Source organism: Streptomyces sp. NPDC003035 (assembly GCF_042888285.1).
Taxonomy (GTDB): domain Bacteria; phylum Actinomycetota; class Actinomycetes; order Streptomycetales; family Streptomycetaceae; genus Streptomyces.
The window spans coordinates 377705-393122 of sequence record NZ_JBIAPJ010000008.1; the positions used below are offsets into that span (position 1 = coordinate 377705).

At 70.8% G+C, this 15418-nt stretch carries 14 protein-coding genes, 1 pseudogene and 1 riboswitch; of the genes and pseudogenes, 10 read left to right on the forward strand and 5 right to left on the reverse strand.

Annotated elements, in window-relative coordinates; translation table 11 throughout:
* Window positions 1-47: 47 nt before the first annotated feature.
* A riboswitch (TPP riboswitch) is annotated at window positions 48-160 on the forward strand.
* The 6 genes from thiO to ACFYV5_RS26495 all read left to right on the forward strand — a co-directional run bounded on the left by thiO (window position 158) and on the right by ACFYV5_RS26495 (window position 5921).
* On the forward strand, window positions 158-1330 hold the full coding sequence (gene thiO, locus ACFYV5_RS26470) for a glycine oxidase ThiO (RefSeq protein ID WP_389172456.1): 1173 nt from the start codon (window positions 158-160) through the stop codon (window positions 1328-1330). Its footprint overlaps the riboswitch before it by 3 nt.
* Window positions 1327-1527, forward strand: coding sequence for a sulfur carrier protein ThiS (thiS, locus tag ACFYV5_RS26475; RefSeq protein ID WP_389172458.1), 201 nt, complete (start codon window positions 1327-1329; stop codon window positions 1525-1527). The genes thiO and thiS overlap by 4 nt, the downstream gene beginning before the upstream one ends.
* 5 nt (window positions 1528-1532) lie before the next feature.
* The gene (locus tag ACFYV5_RS26480) at window positions 1533-2327 is read left to right on the forward strand and encodes a thiazole synthase (protein WP_355109232.1); all 795 of its coding nucleotides are present in this window, start codon (window positions 1533-1535) and stop codon (window positions 2325-2327) included.
* 187 nt (window positions 2328-2514) lie between these two features.
* On the forward strand, window positions 2515-4422 hold the full coding sequence (pknB, locus tag ACFYV5_RS26485) for a Stk1 family PASTA domain-containing Ser/Thr kinase (protein ID WP_389172460.1): 1908 nt from the start codon (window positions 2515-2517) through the stop codon (window positions 4420-4422).
* Between the two features lie 6 nt (window positions 4423-4428).
* A complete protein-coding gene (locus tag ACFYV5_RS26490; RefSeq protein ID WP_389172462.1) occupies window positions 4429-5280 on the forward strand; it encodes a deoxyribonuclease IV in 852 nt (283 codons plus the stop codon).
* Window positions 5281-5357: 77 nt separating this feature from the next.
* The gene (locus ACFYV5_RS26495) at window positions 5358-5921 is read left to right on the forward strand and encodes a DUF4396 domain-containing protein (RefSeq protein ID WP_389172464.1); all 564 of its coding nucleotides are present in this window, start codon (window positions 5358-5360) and stop codon (window positions 5919-5921) included.
* Window positions 5922-5936: 15 nt separating this feature from the next.
* Here the strand turns inward: ACFYV5_RS26495 and ACFYV5_RS26500 are convergent, their stop codons facing one another.
* A complete protein-coding gene (locus ACFYV5_RS26500) occupies window positions 5937-6569 on the reverse strand; it encodes a sulfite oxidase-like oxidoreductase (protein WP_355109224.1) in 633 nt (210 codons plus the stop codon).
* Between the two features lie 175 nt (window positions 6570-6744).
* On the opposite strand from ACFYV5_RS26500, the gene bfr reads away from it, so the two are divergent.
* Window positions 6745-7221 (forward strand): bacterioferritin, encoded by a 477-nt coding sequence (bfr, locus tag ACFYV5_RS26505; RefSeq protein WP_355109222.1) that lies wholly within the window; start codon window positions 6745-6747, stop codon window positions 7219-7221.
* 35 nt (window positions 7222-7256) lie between these two features.
* Here the strand turns inward: bfr and ACFYV5_RS26510 are convergent, their stop codons facing one another.
* Together ACFYV5_RS26510 and ACFYV5_RS26515 are read right to left on the reverse strand one after the other, a co-directional pair.
* Window positions 7257-7502, reverse strand: coding sequence for a (2Fe-2S)-binding protein (locus ACFYV5_RS26510; RefSeq protein WP_355109220.1), 246 nt, complete (start codon window positions 7500-7502; stop codon window positions 7257-7259).
* Window positions 7503-7639: 137 nt separating this feature from the next.
* A complete protein-coding gene (locus ACFYV5_RS26515) occupies window positions 7640-8989 on the reverse strand; it encodes a class II 3-deoxy-7-phosphoheptulonate synthase (protein ID WP_389172467.1) in 1350 nt (449 codons plus the stop codon).
* A gap of 156 nt (window positions 8990-9145) precedes the next feature.
* Here ACFYV5_RS26515 and ACFYV5_RS26520 point away from each other — a divergent pair, with 156 nt between their 5' ends.
* The 3 genes from ACFYV5_RS26520 (at window position 9146) to ACFYV5_RS26530 (ending at window position 14106) form a co-directional block, all read left to right on the forward strand.
* Entirely contained in the window at window positions 9146-11980 is a 2835-nt protein-coding gene (locus ACFYV5_RS26520; protein WP_389172469.1) for an N-acetylmuramoyl-L-alanine amidase, read from the forward strand.
* A gap of 104 nt (window positions 11981-12084) precedes the next feature.
* Entirely contained in the window at window positions 12085-12141 is a 57-nt protein-coding gene (locus ACFYV5_RS26525) for a trp operon leader peptide (RefSeq protein WP_078513512.1), read from the forward strand.
* Between the two features lie 96 nt (window positions 12142-12237).
* Window positions 12238-14106: an anthranilate synthase family protein gene (locus tag ACFYV5_RS26530; RefSeq protein ID WP_389172471.1), complete on the forward strand. Its 1869-nt coding sequence runs from the start codon at window positions 12238-12240 to the stop codon at window positions 14104-14106.
* Between the two features lie 38 nt (window positions 14107-14144).
* On the opposite strand, the pseudogene ACFYV5_RS26535 reads toward ACFYV5_RS26530, so the two are convergent.
* Window positions 14145-14335 (reverse strand): annotated as a pseudogene (locus ACFYV5_RS26535) (2-hydroxyacid dehydrogenase); the annotation flags it as partial.
* 76 nt (window positions 14336-14411) lie between these two features.
* Complete coding sequence (locus ACFYV5_RS26540; RefSeq protein ID WP_389172473.1) at window positions 14412-15398, reverse strand: ATP-dependent 6-phosphofructokinase; 987 nt, start codon at window positions 15396-15398, stop codon at window positions 14412-14414.
* Window positions 15399-15418 lie beyond the last annotated feature (20 nt).

Here is a 15418-nt window from a genome sequence, read left to right on the forward strand (position 1 = left end):
GCTCCCTTACTGGGCGTCGGGGGCGGGGGTTAGTCTGACCGTCAACGTAGAGCACTCGCGGGAGCCCGGACGCACCGGGCTGAGAGGGAGGCTGGCCGGCCTCCGACCGTACGAACCTGATCCGGGTCATGCCGGCGAAGGGAGGGGCTGGACGCCCATGTCGCGTACATGCAGCACATCTGACGTTCTCGTCATCGGGGGCGGAATCATCGGTCTGGTCACGGCCTGGCGGGCGGCGCAGCGCGGGCTGCGCACCGCGGTCGTGGACCCCGAGCCGGGCGGCGGGGCCGCCCGGGTGGCGGCCGGGATGCTGGCCGCCGTCACCGAGCTCCACTACGGCGAGGAGACCCTGCTCGCCCTCAACCTCGCCTCCGCGCGCCGCTATCCGGACTTCGTCGCCGAGCTCCAGGACGCCACGGGACACGACGTGGGCTACCGCGCCTGCGGCACGCTCGCCGTCGCGCTCGACGCCGACGACCGGGCGCACCTGCGCGAGCTGCACGCCCTGCAGACCCGCTGCGGTCTGGAGTCGGAGTGGCTCAGCGGGCGCGAGTGCCGCCGTCTGGAGCCGATGCTGGCGCCGGGGGTGCGCGGCGGACTGCGGGTCGACGGCGACCACCAGGTCGATCCGCGCCGGCTCGCGGCCGCGCTGGTCACCGCCTGCGAGCGGGCCGGGGTGGTCTTCCACCGGGCCCTGGCGGAGCGGCTGACGGTGGTACGGGACCGGGCGGCGGGTGTGGTGCTCGCCGACGGCCGCGCGGAGGCCGCGGACCAGGTGGTGCTGGCCGCGGGCAGCCTCAGCGGCCGGCTCGCCGGTGTTCCGGAGGACGTGCTGCCGCCCGTACGCCCCGTGAAGGGGCAGGTGCTGCGGCTGACCGTGCCGCGGGCGTACGCGCCGTTCCTGTCCCGGACCGTGCGGGCCGTCGTGCGCGGCAGCCACGTCTATCTGGTGCCGCGCGAGAACGGCGAGCTGGTGGTCGGCGCGACCAGCGAGGAGCTGGGCTGGGACACCACCGTCACGGCGGGCGGGGTGTACGAGCTGCTGCGCGACGCCCACGAGCTGGTGCCGGGCATCACCGAGCTGCCGCTCACCGAGACTCGGGCGGGTCTGCGCCCCGCCTCCCCGGACAACGCGCCGCTGCTGGGCTCGACCGCGCTGCCGGGGCTCCACCTGGCCACCGGCCACTACCGCAACGGGGTCCTGCTCACCCCCGTCACCGGCGAGGTGATGGCCGAGCTCCTCACCACCGGCGCGCTTCCGGACGAGGCCCGCCCCTTCACCCCCCGCCGCTTCTCCCCCGCTCACGTACGTCAGGAGCAGCCCGCATGAACGTCTCTGTCAACGGCGAGGCGCGCGTCCTCGCCGCCCCCACGACCCTCGACGCCCTCGTCGCCACCCTCTCCGCCGCGCCGTCGGGCGTGGCCGCGGCCGTCAACGAGACCGTCGTGCCGCGCAGCCAGTGGTCCACGACCGTCCTCGGCGAGGGCGACCGGGTCGAGGTCCTCACCGCGGTGCAGGGGGGCTGAGCGCGATGTCCGACGACACGTTCGTCCTCGGCGGTACGGAGTTCTCCTCGCGCCTGATCATGGGCACGGGCGGGGCCCCCAGCCTGGACGTCCTCGAACGCTCGCTGATCGCCAGCGGTACGGAACTGACGACCGTGGCGATGCGACGCCTGGACCCGACGGTGCAGGGCTCCGTCCTCTCCGTCCTGGACCGGCTCGGCATCCGGGTCCTGCCGAACACGGCGGGCTGCTTCACGGCGGGCGAGGCCGTGCTGACGGCGCGTCTCGCGCGGGAGGCGCTGGGCACGGACTGGATCAAGCTGGAGGTCGTCGCCGACGAGCGGACCCTGCTGCCGGACGGAGTGGAGCTGCTGGACGCGGCGGAGACGCTGGTGGACGACGGTTTCACGGTCCTGCCGTACACCAACGACGATCCGGTCCTGGCGCGGAAGCTGGAGGACGTGGGGTGCGCGGCGATCATGCCGCTGGGCTCCCCGATCGGCTCCGGACTCGGGATCCGCAACCCGCACAACTTCCAGCTGATCGTGGAGCGGGCCGGGGTGCCGGTGATCCTCGACGCGGGGGCCGGGACGGCCTCGGACGCGGCCCTGGCGATGGAGCTGGGGTGCGCGGCGGTGATGCTGGCGTCCGCGGTGACCCGCGCGCAGGAGCCGGTGCTGATGGCGGAGGGGATGCGGCACGCGGTGGAGGCGGGCCGCCTGGCATGGCGGGCCGGCCGGATCCCCCGCCGCCACTTCGCCGAGGCCTCGTCCCCGACGGAGGGCCGCGCCGCCCTGGACCCGGAGCGCCCGGCGTTCTGACGACGTGATCTCCCCCACCCCGCCCCTCCCCGAAACCCTGTCGGGGGCGGGTGGGGGGTCCCGGGGCTGCGCCCGGAACCCGCCGCCCACAGGGCCAGTCCCCGGAGCGAGGGGTCCTCGTCACAGGTGCGCTGCAGTCCGGGCGACCCGGCCGAGGAGGGGTGACCGGGCTCGTAAACTCGGGCCCGTGGACACGACCCTCCAGGACCCCCTCGTCGGGCAGCTGCTCGACGAGCGCTACCGCGTCGACGCGCGCATCGCCGTCGGCGGGATGGCCACGGTCTACCGCGCCGTCGACATCCGCCTCGACCGGGTGCTCGCGCTCAAGGTGATGCACCTGGCCCTCGCCACCGACGCCACCTTCGTGGAGCGGTTCATCCGCGAGGCCAAGTCCGTGGCCCGGCTCTCCCACCCCAACGTCGTCGGGGTCTTCGACCAGGGCGCGGACGGCGCGTACGTCTACCTCGCCATGGAGTACGTCGCCGGGTGCACGCTGCGCGACGTGCTGCGCGAGCGCGGGGCGCTCCAGCCCCGCGCGGCGCTGGACATCCTGGAGCCGGTGCTCGCCGCCCTGGGAGCCGCGCACCGGGCCGGGTTCGTGCACCGGGACATGAAGCCGGAGAACGTGCTGATAGGGGACGACGGCCGGGTCAAGGTCGCCGACTTCGGTCTCGTACGGGCCGTCGGCTCGGCCACGAACACCACCGGCTCCGTCCTCGGCACCGTGTCGTACCTCGCCCCCGAGCAGATCGAGCACGGCACCGCGGACACCCGCGCCGACGTGTACGCCTGCGGTGTCGTCCTGTACGAGATGCTGACCGGCGGCAAGCCGCACTCCGGTGACACCCCGGCACAGGTCCTCTACCGCCACCTGAACACCGACGTCCCGGCCCCGTCCGCCGCCGTGCCCGGGCTCGCCCTCGAACTGGACGAGCTGGTGGCGAGCGCCACGGCCCGCAACCCCGACGTCCGGCCGCACGACGCCGTCGCGCTCCTGGCCCTGACCCGGGACGCCCGCGCCGCCCTCGGGGACGAGCAGCTGGACGCCGTACCGCCGCAGGCGCGCCCGGAGGACCGTACGGGCTCCGAGGACCTGACCAGCGTCATCCCCAAGGTCCTGCCGCCGTCAGCGCAGCCGGTGCAGCACACGAGCCGGCTGGCCGTGCCGCCGCCCGACCTCCCGCCGGAGTCCCGGCGCGCTCCGCGCCGGCCCCGCGGCCCCTTGCTCGTCCTCGCCGCCGTCCTGGTCGCACTCGGGCTCGGGGCGGGTGTCTGGTACATCAATTCCGGCCAGTTCACCCGCGTACCGGCCGTCCTCGGCCAGACCGAGGCGAAGGCCACGAAGCGGCTCACGGACGCGGGTCTCGACGTCGGCGCGACGAAGCGCGCCTTCAGCGACGTGTACGAACGGGGCACGGTCATGGCCACCGACCCCGCCTCCGGCGAACGGATCCGGGGCAACGGCACGGTCACGCTCACGATCTCCCGCGGCCCCGAGATCGTGAAGGTCCCGAACCTCAAGGGGAAGCCGCTGGCGGAGGCCAAGCGGCTCCTGGCGAAGGAGGGCCTGGCCCCCGGCGTCATCACGACCGCGTTCAGCGAGGACGTCGCGCAGGGCGCCGTGATCAGCTCCGACCCGGAGCCCGGCACCGAGCGCAGCCCGGACTCGGCCGTGGCCCTCGTGGTGAGCAAGGGCGTCCCGATCGAGGTCCCGAACGTGGCCGGCACGTCGGTGGCCGAGGCCACGAGCACGCTGCAGGAGGCCGGGCTCACGGTGGAGATCGCGACCGAGCGGATCCACTCCCCCCAGGCGGCCGGCACGGTCGCGGCCCAGTCCCTCGCGGAGGGCAGCCGCGCCGCGAAGGGCGACCGGATCGTCCTCACCCCCTCCAAGGGCCCGCGGATGATCGAGGTCCCCGACGTCGTGGGCGAGTCCACCGCGGCCGCACGCGCGAAGCTGGAGGGCGCGGGCTTCGAGGTGAAGGTCGAGAAGACCTTCCCCTACCTCGGCGACACGGTCTCGGGCCAGTCCACCGACGGCGGCTCCACCGCCCCCGAGGGCTCCACCATCACCATCACGATCAAGGGACTGTAAGAACTCATGCGCAACCCCGTCGGCGGCCATGTCCCCGTGGCCGGCGGCCTCGCCTCGACCGGTCTCGCCTACGCCCGCGAGCTGGGCGCGGAGACCGTGCAGGTCTTCGTCGCCAACCCGCGCGGCTGGGCCACTCCCCTCGGCAACCCGGCCCAGGACGAGCTGTTCCGCGCCGCGTGCGAGGCCGAGTCCCTGTCGGCCTGGGTCCACGCCCCGTATCTGATCAACTTCGGCTCCCACACCGAGGCGACCGTCGAGCGGTCCGTCGACTCGCTGCGGCACTCGCTGCGCCGCGGCCGGGAGATCGGGGCGAAGGGTGTGGTGGTCCACACCGGTTCGGCGACCGGCGGCCGGCCGCGGGCGGAGGCACTGGCGCAGATACGGGAGCGGATGCGGCCGCTGCTCGACGAGCTGACGCACCCGGACGACCCGTTCCTGCTGCTTGAGTCGACGGCCGGGCAGGGGTTCTCGCTCTGCTCGCGTGCCGAGGACTTCGGCCCGTACTTCGACGCGCTGGACCGCCATCCGAAGCTCGGTATCTGCCTGGACACCTGTCACATCTTCGCCGCGGGCCATGACCTGACCGGTCCGTACGGCATGGCTCAGACGCTCGACCGGCTGGTCGAGGTCGTCGGCGAGGGACGGCTGAAGCTGATCCACGCCAACGACTCCAAGGACGTCGTCGGCGCGCACAAGGACCGGCACGCGAACATCGGCGCGGGCCACATCGGCGAGGACCCGTTCCGGGAACTCATGAGGCACCACGCCACCGACGGCGTACCGTTGATCATCGAGACCCCGGGCGGGAAGGAAGGGCACGCGGCGGACGTGGAGCGGCTGAAGAAGCTCAGGGAGTGAGATTCCCATTGAGTAATACCCCCAGGGGGTATACGGTTCTGGTGTAGCAGGAACCGCGACCGACGTTGGGGGCTCCCATGCAGCACGAAGCGCACACGCCTCACCACCACCCCGGCGAGCACTCCCCCGAACACCACGCCGACCACGCCCAGCACACTGACCACGCCGACCAGCACGCGCACCACCACGGGCACGCCCCGGGCAAGGTCAGCTGGTCCATGGCGATGAAGGCGACGCTGCACTGCCTCACCGGATGCGCCATCGGCGAGGTCCTGGGCATGATCATCGGTACCGCGCTGGGCTGGGGCAACGCCCCCACGATGGCGCTCGCCATCGTCCTGGCCTTCTTCTTCGGCTACTCGCTGACCCTCTGGGCGGTCGTCCGCGCCGGCCTCGCCCTGAAGGCTGCCATCGGCGTCGCGCTCGCCGCCGACACCCTCTCCATCACCGTCATGGAGGTCGTCGACAACGGCATGCTGCTGATGATCCCGGGAGCGATGGACGCGCACCTGACGGACGGCCTTTTCTGGGGCGCCCTCGCGGTCGCCTTCCTCGTCGCCTTCGTGGTCACCACCCCGGTCAACAAGTGGATGATCGGCCGCGGCAAGGGCCACGCGGTGGTCCACCAGTACCACCACTGAGCCTGGGCGGGACGGTCATAGCTCCGGGCCGTCTCCCGGCTCCTCCTGGTACGAGTACCGCTGCTCCGTCCACGGATCGCCGATGTTGTGATAGCCGCGCTCCTCCCAGAAGCCGCGGCGATCGGCGGTCATGTACTCCACGCCCCGGACCCACTTGGGCCCCTTCCAGGCGTACAGATGGGGGACGATGAGGCGCAGCGGGAAGCCGTGCTCGGCGGTGAGCAGCTCGCCGTCCTTGTGGGTGGCGAAGATCGTGTGCTCGGAGGCGAAGTCGGCGAGCCGCATGTTGGCGCTGAAGCCGTACTCGGCCCAGACCATCACGTGCGTGACGCCGGCGGCCGGCGGGGCGAGCTCAAGGATCGTCCGGGCGGGCACCCCACCCCATTCGGCCCCGAGCATGCTGAATTTCGTGACGCAGTGCAGATCGGCCACGACCGTCGAGAACGGGAGCGCCGAGAACTCCTCGTGGTTCCAGCACCGCTTGTCGCCGTCCGCCGTCGCCCCGAAGACCCGGAACTCCCAGCGGTCGGGCTTGAACTTGGGGACCGGGCCGTAGTGGGTGACCGGCCAGCCGCGCTGCAGCCGCTGCCCCGGCGGAAGATCCGACTGCCCTGCTTCCCGGTGTACCCCGCTCTCCGGCTGACCCATGTCATCCATGGTGACAGACGGCGAGGGGTGGTCATGACCAGCCAACCTCGCATCCGGCGCGGATCAGGGCAACTCCCACTAAGCCTGCACTTACTGGACGCCCCCCACCCGTGGTGCAAGGATGCGGCCATCCTGCCCAGTCACGACAACGACATGCGTGGAAGGAGCCTCTGCGATGCAGGGCGACCCCGAGGTCCTCGAGTTCCTCAACGAGCAGCTGACCGGCGAGCTCACGGCCATCAACCAGTACTGGCTGCACTACCGCATCCAGGACAACAAGGGTTGGACCAAGCTCGCCAAGTACACCCGCGAAGAGTCCATCGATGAGATGAAGCACGCGGACAAGCTCACCGAACGCATCCTGATGCTGGACGGTCTGCCCAACTACCAGCGGCTCTTCCATGTGCGGGTCGGCCAGACGGTCAAGGAGATGTTCGAGGCGGACCGCCAGGTGGAGGTGGAGGCGATCGACCGCCTCAAGCGTGGCATCGAGGTCATGCGCGCCAAGGGCGACATCACCTCGGCGAACCTCTTCGAGGAGATCCTTGCCGACGAGGAGCACCACATCGACTACCTCGACACGCAGCTGGACCTGATCGAGAACCTCGGCGAGGCGCTGTACCTGTCGACGCTGATCGAGCAGCCGAGCTAGCCTCCGGCTCCTTCGGCACGCTCCGGCTACGCGGCCTACGCGGCCTCGGAAAGCTCATCCGGGGCCGAGGCCAGCGCGGGCATCCCCTGGTCGAGCAGCTCCCGTCGCGGGCAGTTGCCACGCCCGAGGATGGCCTGGATGCGCCGTACGCACGATCCGCAGTCGGTTCCGGCCTTGCAGGCCGAGGCGATCTGGCGAGGCGTGCAGGCGCCCGCGTCAGCGTGCTCCTTGACCTGCTTCTCCGTCACGCCGAAGCACGAGCATACGTACACGCGGTTCACCTCCCGCCGAGATCGATAAGGCTAACCTAACCTTACCCGGCGCCTACCAGGTGTAAAGCCCTGGAAATGACTGTGGGGCGCGGATCACATGGATCCGCGCCCCACAGCCGTACGAAGCTACGTACTGATCGCGTCCGCTAGTCGCGGTAGAGCTCCGCCACCAGGAACGCCAGGTCCAGCGACTGGCTGCGGTTGAGCCGCGGGTCGCAGGCCGTCTCGTAGCGCTGGTGCAGGTCGTCGACGAAGATCTCGTCACCGCCGCCCACGCACTCGGTGACGTCGTCACCGGTGAGCTCGACGTGGATGCCGCCCGGGTGCGTACCGAGGCCCTTGTGGACCTCGAAGAAGCCCTTGACCTCGTCGAGCACGTCGTCGAAGCGCCGGGTCTTGTGACCGGAGGCCGCCTCGAAGGTGTTGCCGTGCATCGGGTCGGTGACCCAGGCGACGGTCGCGCCGGAGGCGGTGACCTTCTCGACCAGCTCCGGGAGCTTGTCCCGGACCTTGTCGGCGCCCATGCGGACGATGAAGGTCAGCCGGCCGGGCTCGCGGTCCGGGTCCAGGCGGTCGATGTACGTCAGCGCCTCGTCGACCGAGGTCGTCGGGCCCAGCTTGATGCCGATCGGGTTCGCGATCTGCGAGGCGAACTCGATGTGGGCGTGGTCGAGCTGGCGGGTGCGCTCACCGATCCAGACCATGTGGCCGGAGGTGTCGTACAGCTTGCCGGTGCGCGAGTCGGTACGGGTGAGGGCGCCCTCGTAGTCGAGGAGCAGCGCCTCGTGGGAGGCGTAGAACTCCACGGCACGGAACTCGGCCGGGTCGGTGCCACAGGCCTTCATGAAGTTCAGCGCGTTGTCGATCTCGCGCGCCAGCTGCTCGTAGCGCTGCCCGGAGGGGGACGACTTCACGAAGTCCTGGTTCCAGGCGTGCACCTGGCGCAGGTCGGCGTAGCCGCCGGTGGTGAAGGCGCGCACCAGGTTGAGCGTGGAGGCGGAGGCGTTGTACATCCGCTTCAGGCGCTCGGGGTCCGGGATGCGGGCCTTCTCGTTGAAGTCGAAGCCGTTGACCGAGTCGCCGCGGTACGTGGGCAGGGTCACGCCGTCGCGGGTCTCGGTCCCCTTGGAGCGGGGCTTGGAGTACTGCCCCGCGATGCGGCCGACCTTGACGACGGGCACGGAGGCCGCGTACGTCAGGACGGCGCTCATCTGGAGCAGCGTCTTGAGCTTGGCACGGATGTGGTCGGCGGACACGGCGTCGAAGGCCTCGGCGCAGTCGCCGCCCTGGAGCAGGAACGCCTCGCCACGGGCGACGGCTCCCATGCGGGCGCGCAGCTGATCGCACTCGCCCGCGAAGACGAGCGGCGGATACGACTCGAGGTCCGCGATCACATCGCGCAGAGCCTCGGCATCGGGGTACTCGGGCTGCTGCGCCGCGGGAAGGTCTCGCCAGGTGTTGCCACCGGTAGCGGTGGTCTTAGCGTTCACGGTCACAACCACCACATTACGGGGTCCGGCGACCAGTCCAGGGACGCGACCAGTGGCTGAGACGGTGACCGAAATGTCCGCGGGGGCGGTGGAGGGGCCGAGGTGATGTTACCCTCACGCGCGTTTCAAACATTGATACAGAAACAAATCACAGGGGTGGGCGTGAGCCAAGGGCACCGCAGGGATCTGAAGAAGAAACGGCTGCTGTACGGCGCGGCGGCGGCCGTCGTGGCGACCGCGACGATCGGCACGATCGCCGTGGCGTCGCCCGGACTCCTGGGCGCCGCGGACGACAAGAACACCGCGAACGTGTCGCTGCAGTCGCAGTTCGCCCAGGCGGCGGACGAGTTCGACGTGCCGCAGAGCGTGTTGATGGCGGTCTCGTACCGGCAGACGCGGTGGGAGTCGCACGACGGCGAGCCGAGTGTGACCGGTGCGTACAACGTCATGGGGTTGACGGACGTCGACCCCGAGGACGTGGAGGCCGAGGCCGACGAGCACCGCCTCGAGCACATGAACCGGAGCGGTGACCCGAACGTCGAGAAGCACTTCGACGCGGCCAAGGCTCTCCGCACCACGCCGAAGGAGACCGTCGACACCGACGATCCCCGGCTGCACACCCTGGACAAGGCCGCCGAGCTGGTCGACAGCTCCGCCGAGTCGCTGAAGGACAACACCGCGGAGAGCATCCGCGCCGGTGCCGCCCTGCTCGCCGAGTACCAGAAGCAGGCGACCGGCGACCTGCCGGACGACCCGGGCCAGTGGTACCCGGCCGTCGCGCGCTACAGCCAGTCGCCCGACAAGAAGGGCGCCGACCTCTTCGCCAAGCGCGTCTTCGAGTCGATCAAGACGGGTGAGCGGGAGCTCACCACGGACGGCGAGCAGGTCGTCCTGCCCGCCGACCCCTCGGTCGAGCCCGTGAAGCCGTCGAACGTCCCGCTCGCCGCGACCTTCGCGACGACGACGGCGACGGCGACGGCCGACTGCCCGGTGGGCCTGAACTGCAACTTCATTCCGGCGGGGTTCCGGCAGAACAGCACGACCGACCCGACGGACTACGGCAACTACAACGTCGCCAACCGCCCCGAGGGCGGCTATGACATCCGCTACATCGCCATCCACGACACGGAGGGCGGCTACGACGGCTCCCTCTCCGTCTTCAAGAACCCGGCGTCGTACGCGAGCGCGCACTACCTGATCCGTGCCTCCGACGGTCTGGTCACCCAGATGGTCGAGAACAAGAACGAGGCCTGGCACGCCGGCAACAAGACCCTCAACATGCACTCGATCGGCATCGAGCACGAGGGTTACGCCATCAAGACCGGCTCCTGGTACACAGAGCCGCAGTACGAGTCCTCCGCCGCGCTCGTGAAGCACCTGGCGACCAAGTACTCCATCCCGCTGGACCGCCAGCACATCATCGGCCACGACGAGATTCCCGGCGTGCTCGACGAGAAGGTCCGCACGCAGCACTGGGACCCGGGCCCGTACTGGGACTGGAACCACTACATGGCCCTGCTGGGCGCTCCGACGGGTGTCGGCGGCGCGGGCGGGCTGCTCAAGGCGGGCCAGATCGTCCGCTACGTCCCGCCGTTCACCACGGCCAACCAGCCGACCCTGACGTACGGCGGTGCCTCGGTCGCGCCTCGGCCGTCGAACTTCGGCTACCTCTACACCTCGCCGTCGACGAGCTCGTCCACCCTCACCGACCCGTACTTCTCGGCCACCTGGTCGGAGGGTTCGAACTGGGCGAACAAGCTGGTCGCGGGCGGCGAGTACGTCGTCGTCGAGAGCCAGTACAACTGGACGGCGATCTGGTACGGCGGCAAGAAGGCCTGGTTCTACAACCCCGGCGGCCAGTGGACCGTCCCGGTCGGCAGCGGCACCTTGACGGCGGTGACGCCGAAGGCCGGCCTGACCTCCGTCAAGGTCTACGGCCGTACCTACCCCGAGGACGCGGCCTACGCGGGCACGAACGTGCCGGTGCAGACCCGAGGCCAGGAGTCGCTGACGAAGTACAGCAGCCTCCTGCTGTCGGGCCAGAAGTACGTCCAGGGTGGCGCGACCGTCGCCGGTGACTACTACTACGGCGGTACCTTCGACGGGACAGGCCCGGGCTCGCGCACCCTGGTCAAGGGCACGACGAACCAGTTCATCCCGATTCGGTTCAACCACCGCATCGCCTGGGTGAAGGCGTCCGAGGTGGACGTGGTCGCCGGCGCGGCCCCGGTCTCCGCCACCAACCGGTACAACGTCATCGCCCGTGACAGCTCCGGCGTCATCTGGCAGTACCAGGGCACCGGCAGCGCGTCGTGGCAGTTCCTGAACCGCTACCGCGTCGGCAGCGGCTGGCACGGCTACAACGTGATCACCCCGATGACCGCGCTGCGTGCCGACGGCACCGGGGACGTGGTGGGCCGCGAAGGCGACACGCTCTACTACCACCAGGGCAGCGGCAACCCGTCCGCGCCGTTCAAGGGACGGGTCAAGGTAAGTACCGGCTGGTCGATCTACGACCAGATCGTCGGTATGCGTGATCTGACCGGCGACGGCAACGCCGACCTTCTCGCGCGCGAGAAGTCGGGCACGATCTACCTGTACCAGGGCACCGGCAACCCCTCCGTGCCGTTCACCACCCGCACGAAGCTCGGCACGGGCTGGCAGGGCTACAGCATCATCCTCGGCGCCGGCGATCTGACCGGTGACGGCAAGCCCGACATCCTGGGCCGCGAGAAGACCGGCGTCCTGTGGATGCACAAGGGCACCGGCAACGCCGCCGCGCCGTACACCAGCCGGATCCAGGTCGGCACCGGCTGGAACATGCACAACGTCATCCTCGCTCCGAGCGACCTGACCGGTGACGGCAAGGTCGACCTGATGGCCCGGGACACCTACGGCGTCGCGTGGCTGTACCCCGGCACGGGCAGCGCCACGTCGCCGATCGGGCAGCGCATCAAGATGGGCCCCGGCTGGGGGATCTACAACTCGATCTTCTGATCCGGAGAATCGATCCTGTCGACCCCTGAAGCGGGGCCCGGCTCGCACCGTCCACGGTGCGGACCGGGCCCCGTTTCCGTGTCCGGCTGGGCTAAGGTGCTCGCATGTTCGCGCAGACGACCCAGAACTGGTGGTGGACCGCTCATCCGGCGGCCCACTGACTGCGCGTACACCGACGACACGCGAAGGCCGCCCCGAGGGGCGGCCTTCTCCCGTTTCGGGCCGTTCCTCTCCCTCACCCGGAAGGAACACGCACCATGGACCTCTCCCGTCTCCTGGACCCCTCCTGCCCGCCCTTCGCCCTGCTCCGCAGGCGCACGCCGGGCCGCGATCACGACACCGTCGAGGTGCTGATCGGGGCAGTCCACGAGGCCGAGCGGCTCGCCGAGCTGCCCGTCGGCCCACTGCCGACGCTCGCCCTCGTGCCGTTCCGGCAGATCCGCGAGCGCGGTTTCGACGTCCGCGATGACGGCACCCCGCTCTCCGTGCTCGTCGCCGAGGAGGCGTACGAGCTGCCGCTCGCGGACGCGCTCGCGCAGCTCCCGACGCACGCCGTCCCGGTCGAGGGCGGCGGCTTCGACGTGTCGGACGAGGCGTACGCCGAGACCGTGCGGCGGGTCATCGACGAGGAGATCGGCTCCGGCGAGGGCGCCAACTTCGTCATCCGCCGCACCTACACCGGCGAGATCCCGGGCTTCGGACGCGCCGACGCCCTCGCGCTGTTCCGCCGTCTCCTCGCGGGCGAGCGGGGCGCGTACTGGACCTTCGTCGTCCACACCGGGGACCGCACGCTGGTCGGGGCGAGTCCCGAGGTGCACGTCCGGATGTCCGGCGGGACGGTCGTGATGAACCCGATCAGCGGCACCTACCGCTACCCCTCCGGCGCGGCGCCGACCCCCGAGGACCTGCTGGCCTTCCTCGCCGACCGCAAGGAGACCGAGGAGCTCTCCATGGTGGTCGACGAGGAGCTGAAGATGATGTGCACGGTCGGCGACATGGGCGGGGTGGTGATCGGTCCGCGGCTCAAGGAGATGGCGCATCTCGCCCACACGGAGTACGAGTTGCGCGGCCGTTCGTCCCTCGACGTACGGGAGGTGCTGCGCGAGACGATGTTCGCGGCCACGGTCACCGGCTCCCCCGTGCAGAACGCCTGCAGGGTCATCGAGCGCCATGAGGTGGGCGGCCGCGGGTACTACGCGGGGGCGCTCGCCCTGCTCGGTACGGACGAGAACGGGGTCCAGACGCTGGACTCCCCGATCCTGATCCGCACGGCCGACATCTCCGCGGACGGGGGGCTGCGCGTTCCGGTGGGCGCGACGCTGGTGCGCCACTCCGATCCGGCGGGCGAGGTCGCCGAGACCCATGCCAAGGCGGCGGGGGTGCTGACGGCCCTGGGGGTACGGGAGGGGCGGCCGCGCGACACGTCCGCGCGGACGGTCCGGCTCGCGGACGACCCGCGCGTGCGGGCGGCGCTGGACGCCCGGCGGGCGGACCTGGCGCCGTTCTGGCTGAAGATGCAGGTGCGCTCGGCCGAGCTGACCGGCCACGCGCTGGTGATCGACGCGGAGGACACCTTCACGGCGATGCTCGCGCACCTGCTGCGCTCCTCCGGCCTGGAGGTGTCGGTCGTCCGCTACGACGAGCCAGGTCTGCGGGAGCTCGCGCTCGGCCACGACGGCCCGGTGGTGCTCGGCCCCGGGCCGGGCGATCCGGGGGACGCGGCCGACCCGAAGATGCGCTTCCTGCGCGGCCTCACGGCCGATCTCGTACGGGATCACCGGCACGGTCTTCTCGGCGTCTGCCTCGGCCATGAGCTCATCGCGGCCGAGCTGGGCCTGGAGATCGTCCGCAAGCGGACTCCCTTCCAGGGGGCGCAGGTGCGGATCGATCTCTTCGGACAGCCGCAGACCGTCGGCTTCTACAACAGCTTCACGGCCCGCTGCGACGACCGTGCGGCCACCGAACTGGCCCTGCACCGGATCGAGGTGAGCCGCGACACGGAGACGGACGAGGTCCACGCCCTGCGCGGGCCGGGCTTCGCGGGCGTCCAGTTCCACCCCGAGTCGGTGCTGACGATGGACGGGGCGGCGCTCACGGCGTCCCTGCTCGCGGGGGTGCTGGTCTAGGACGCGGCCGGCACCAGGACGTTCTCGCCGCGCCGCCCCGCGGTGTAGTCGAGAACCGGTCCGCCGAGGTCGGCGTTGACGCTCGTGGACACGATCTCGTGGCCGGCCGCGATGGGGCGGTGTCCTCGGTGAGGAACACATCCAGGCAGCGGACGTCGTGGTGTCCTTCGAAAGCCTTCTCGATCAGCGGCTTCTCGTCGGCCTGTACGCCGAATGCCAGGATCTCCACGGCGTTCCCCTCGAAAAGGTACGGAAGAGCGATGAGTCGGATATGCGCGAATATACGACCCACGCCGTCGCCCCGCTCAGCCGAAGAAGACCCCCACCTCCGCGTACAGCGCCGGATCGACCGTCTTGAGCCGCGCCGTGGCCTCGGAGATCGGGACGCGGACGATGTCGGTGCCGCGCAGGGCGACCATCTTCCCGTGGTCGCCGTCGCGGACCGCGTCGATGGCGTGCAGTCCGAAGCGGGTGGCGAGCCAGCGGTCGAAGGCGCTCGGGGTGCCGCCGCGCTGCACATGGCCGAGGACGGTGGTCCTGGCCTCCTTGCCGGTCCGCCGCTCGATCTCTGTGCCGAGCCACTCGCCCACGCCGCTCACCGCCGCCCCGTCCCGGGGCCTCGCCCCCTCGGCGACCACCACTATCGGCGCGTACGTGGACTTGAAGCGGGAGGTGACCCAGGCGCACACCTGGTCGAGGTCGAAGCGCTGTTCGGGGACGAGGATGACGTTGGCACCGCCCGCGAGGCCCGAGTGGAGGGCGACCCAGCCGGTGTGGCGGCCCATCACCTCCACGACCAGGACCCGCCGGTGCGACTCGGCCGTCGTGTGCAGCCGGTCGATGGCCTCGGTCGCGATCCCGACGGCGGTGTCGAAGCCGAAGGTCCAGTCGGTGGCCGAGAGGTCGTTGTCGATGGTCTTGGGTACGCCGACACAGGGCACGCCGTACTCGTCGACGAGCCGGGCGGCCGTGCGCAGCGTGTCCGCGCCGCCGATGACGATCAGTCCGTCGAGCTCGTGCTTGGCGAGGTTCTCCCTGATCCGGCGGACCCCGTCCGGTGCCGCGAACGGGTCGGTACGGGAGGAGCCGAGGATGGTGCCGCCGCGCGGCAGGATGCCGCGGACGGCGGGGATGTCGAGGGGCGTCGCGTCACCGTCCAGCGGGCCGCGCCAGCCGTCGCGGAATCCGGTGAACTCGTAGCCGTACTCCTGGACGCCCTTGCGGACGATGGCGCGGATGACCGCGTTGAGACCGGGGCAGTCGCCGCCCCCGGTCAGTACGCCGACGCGCATGGAGCTCTCCTTCTCCGGGG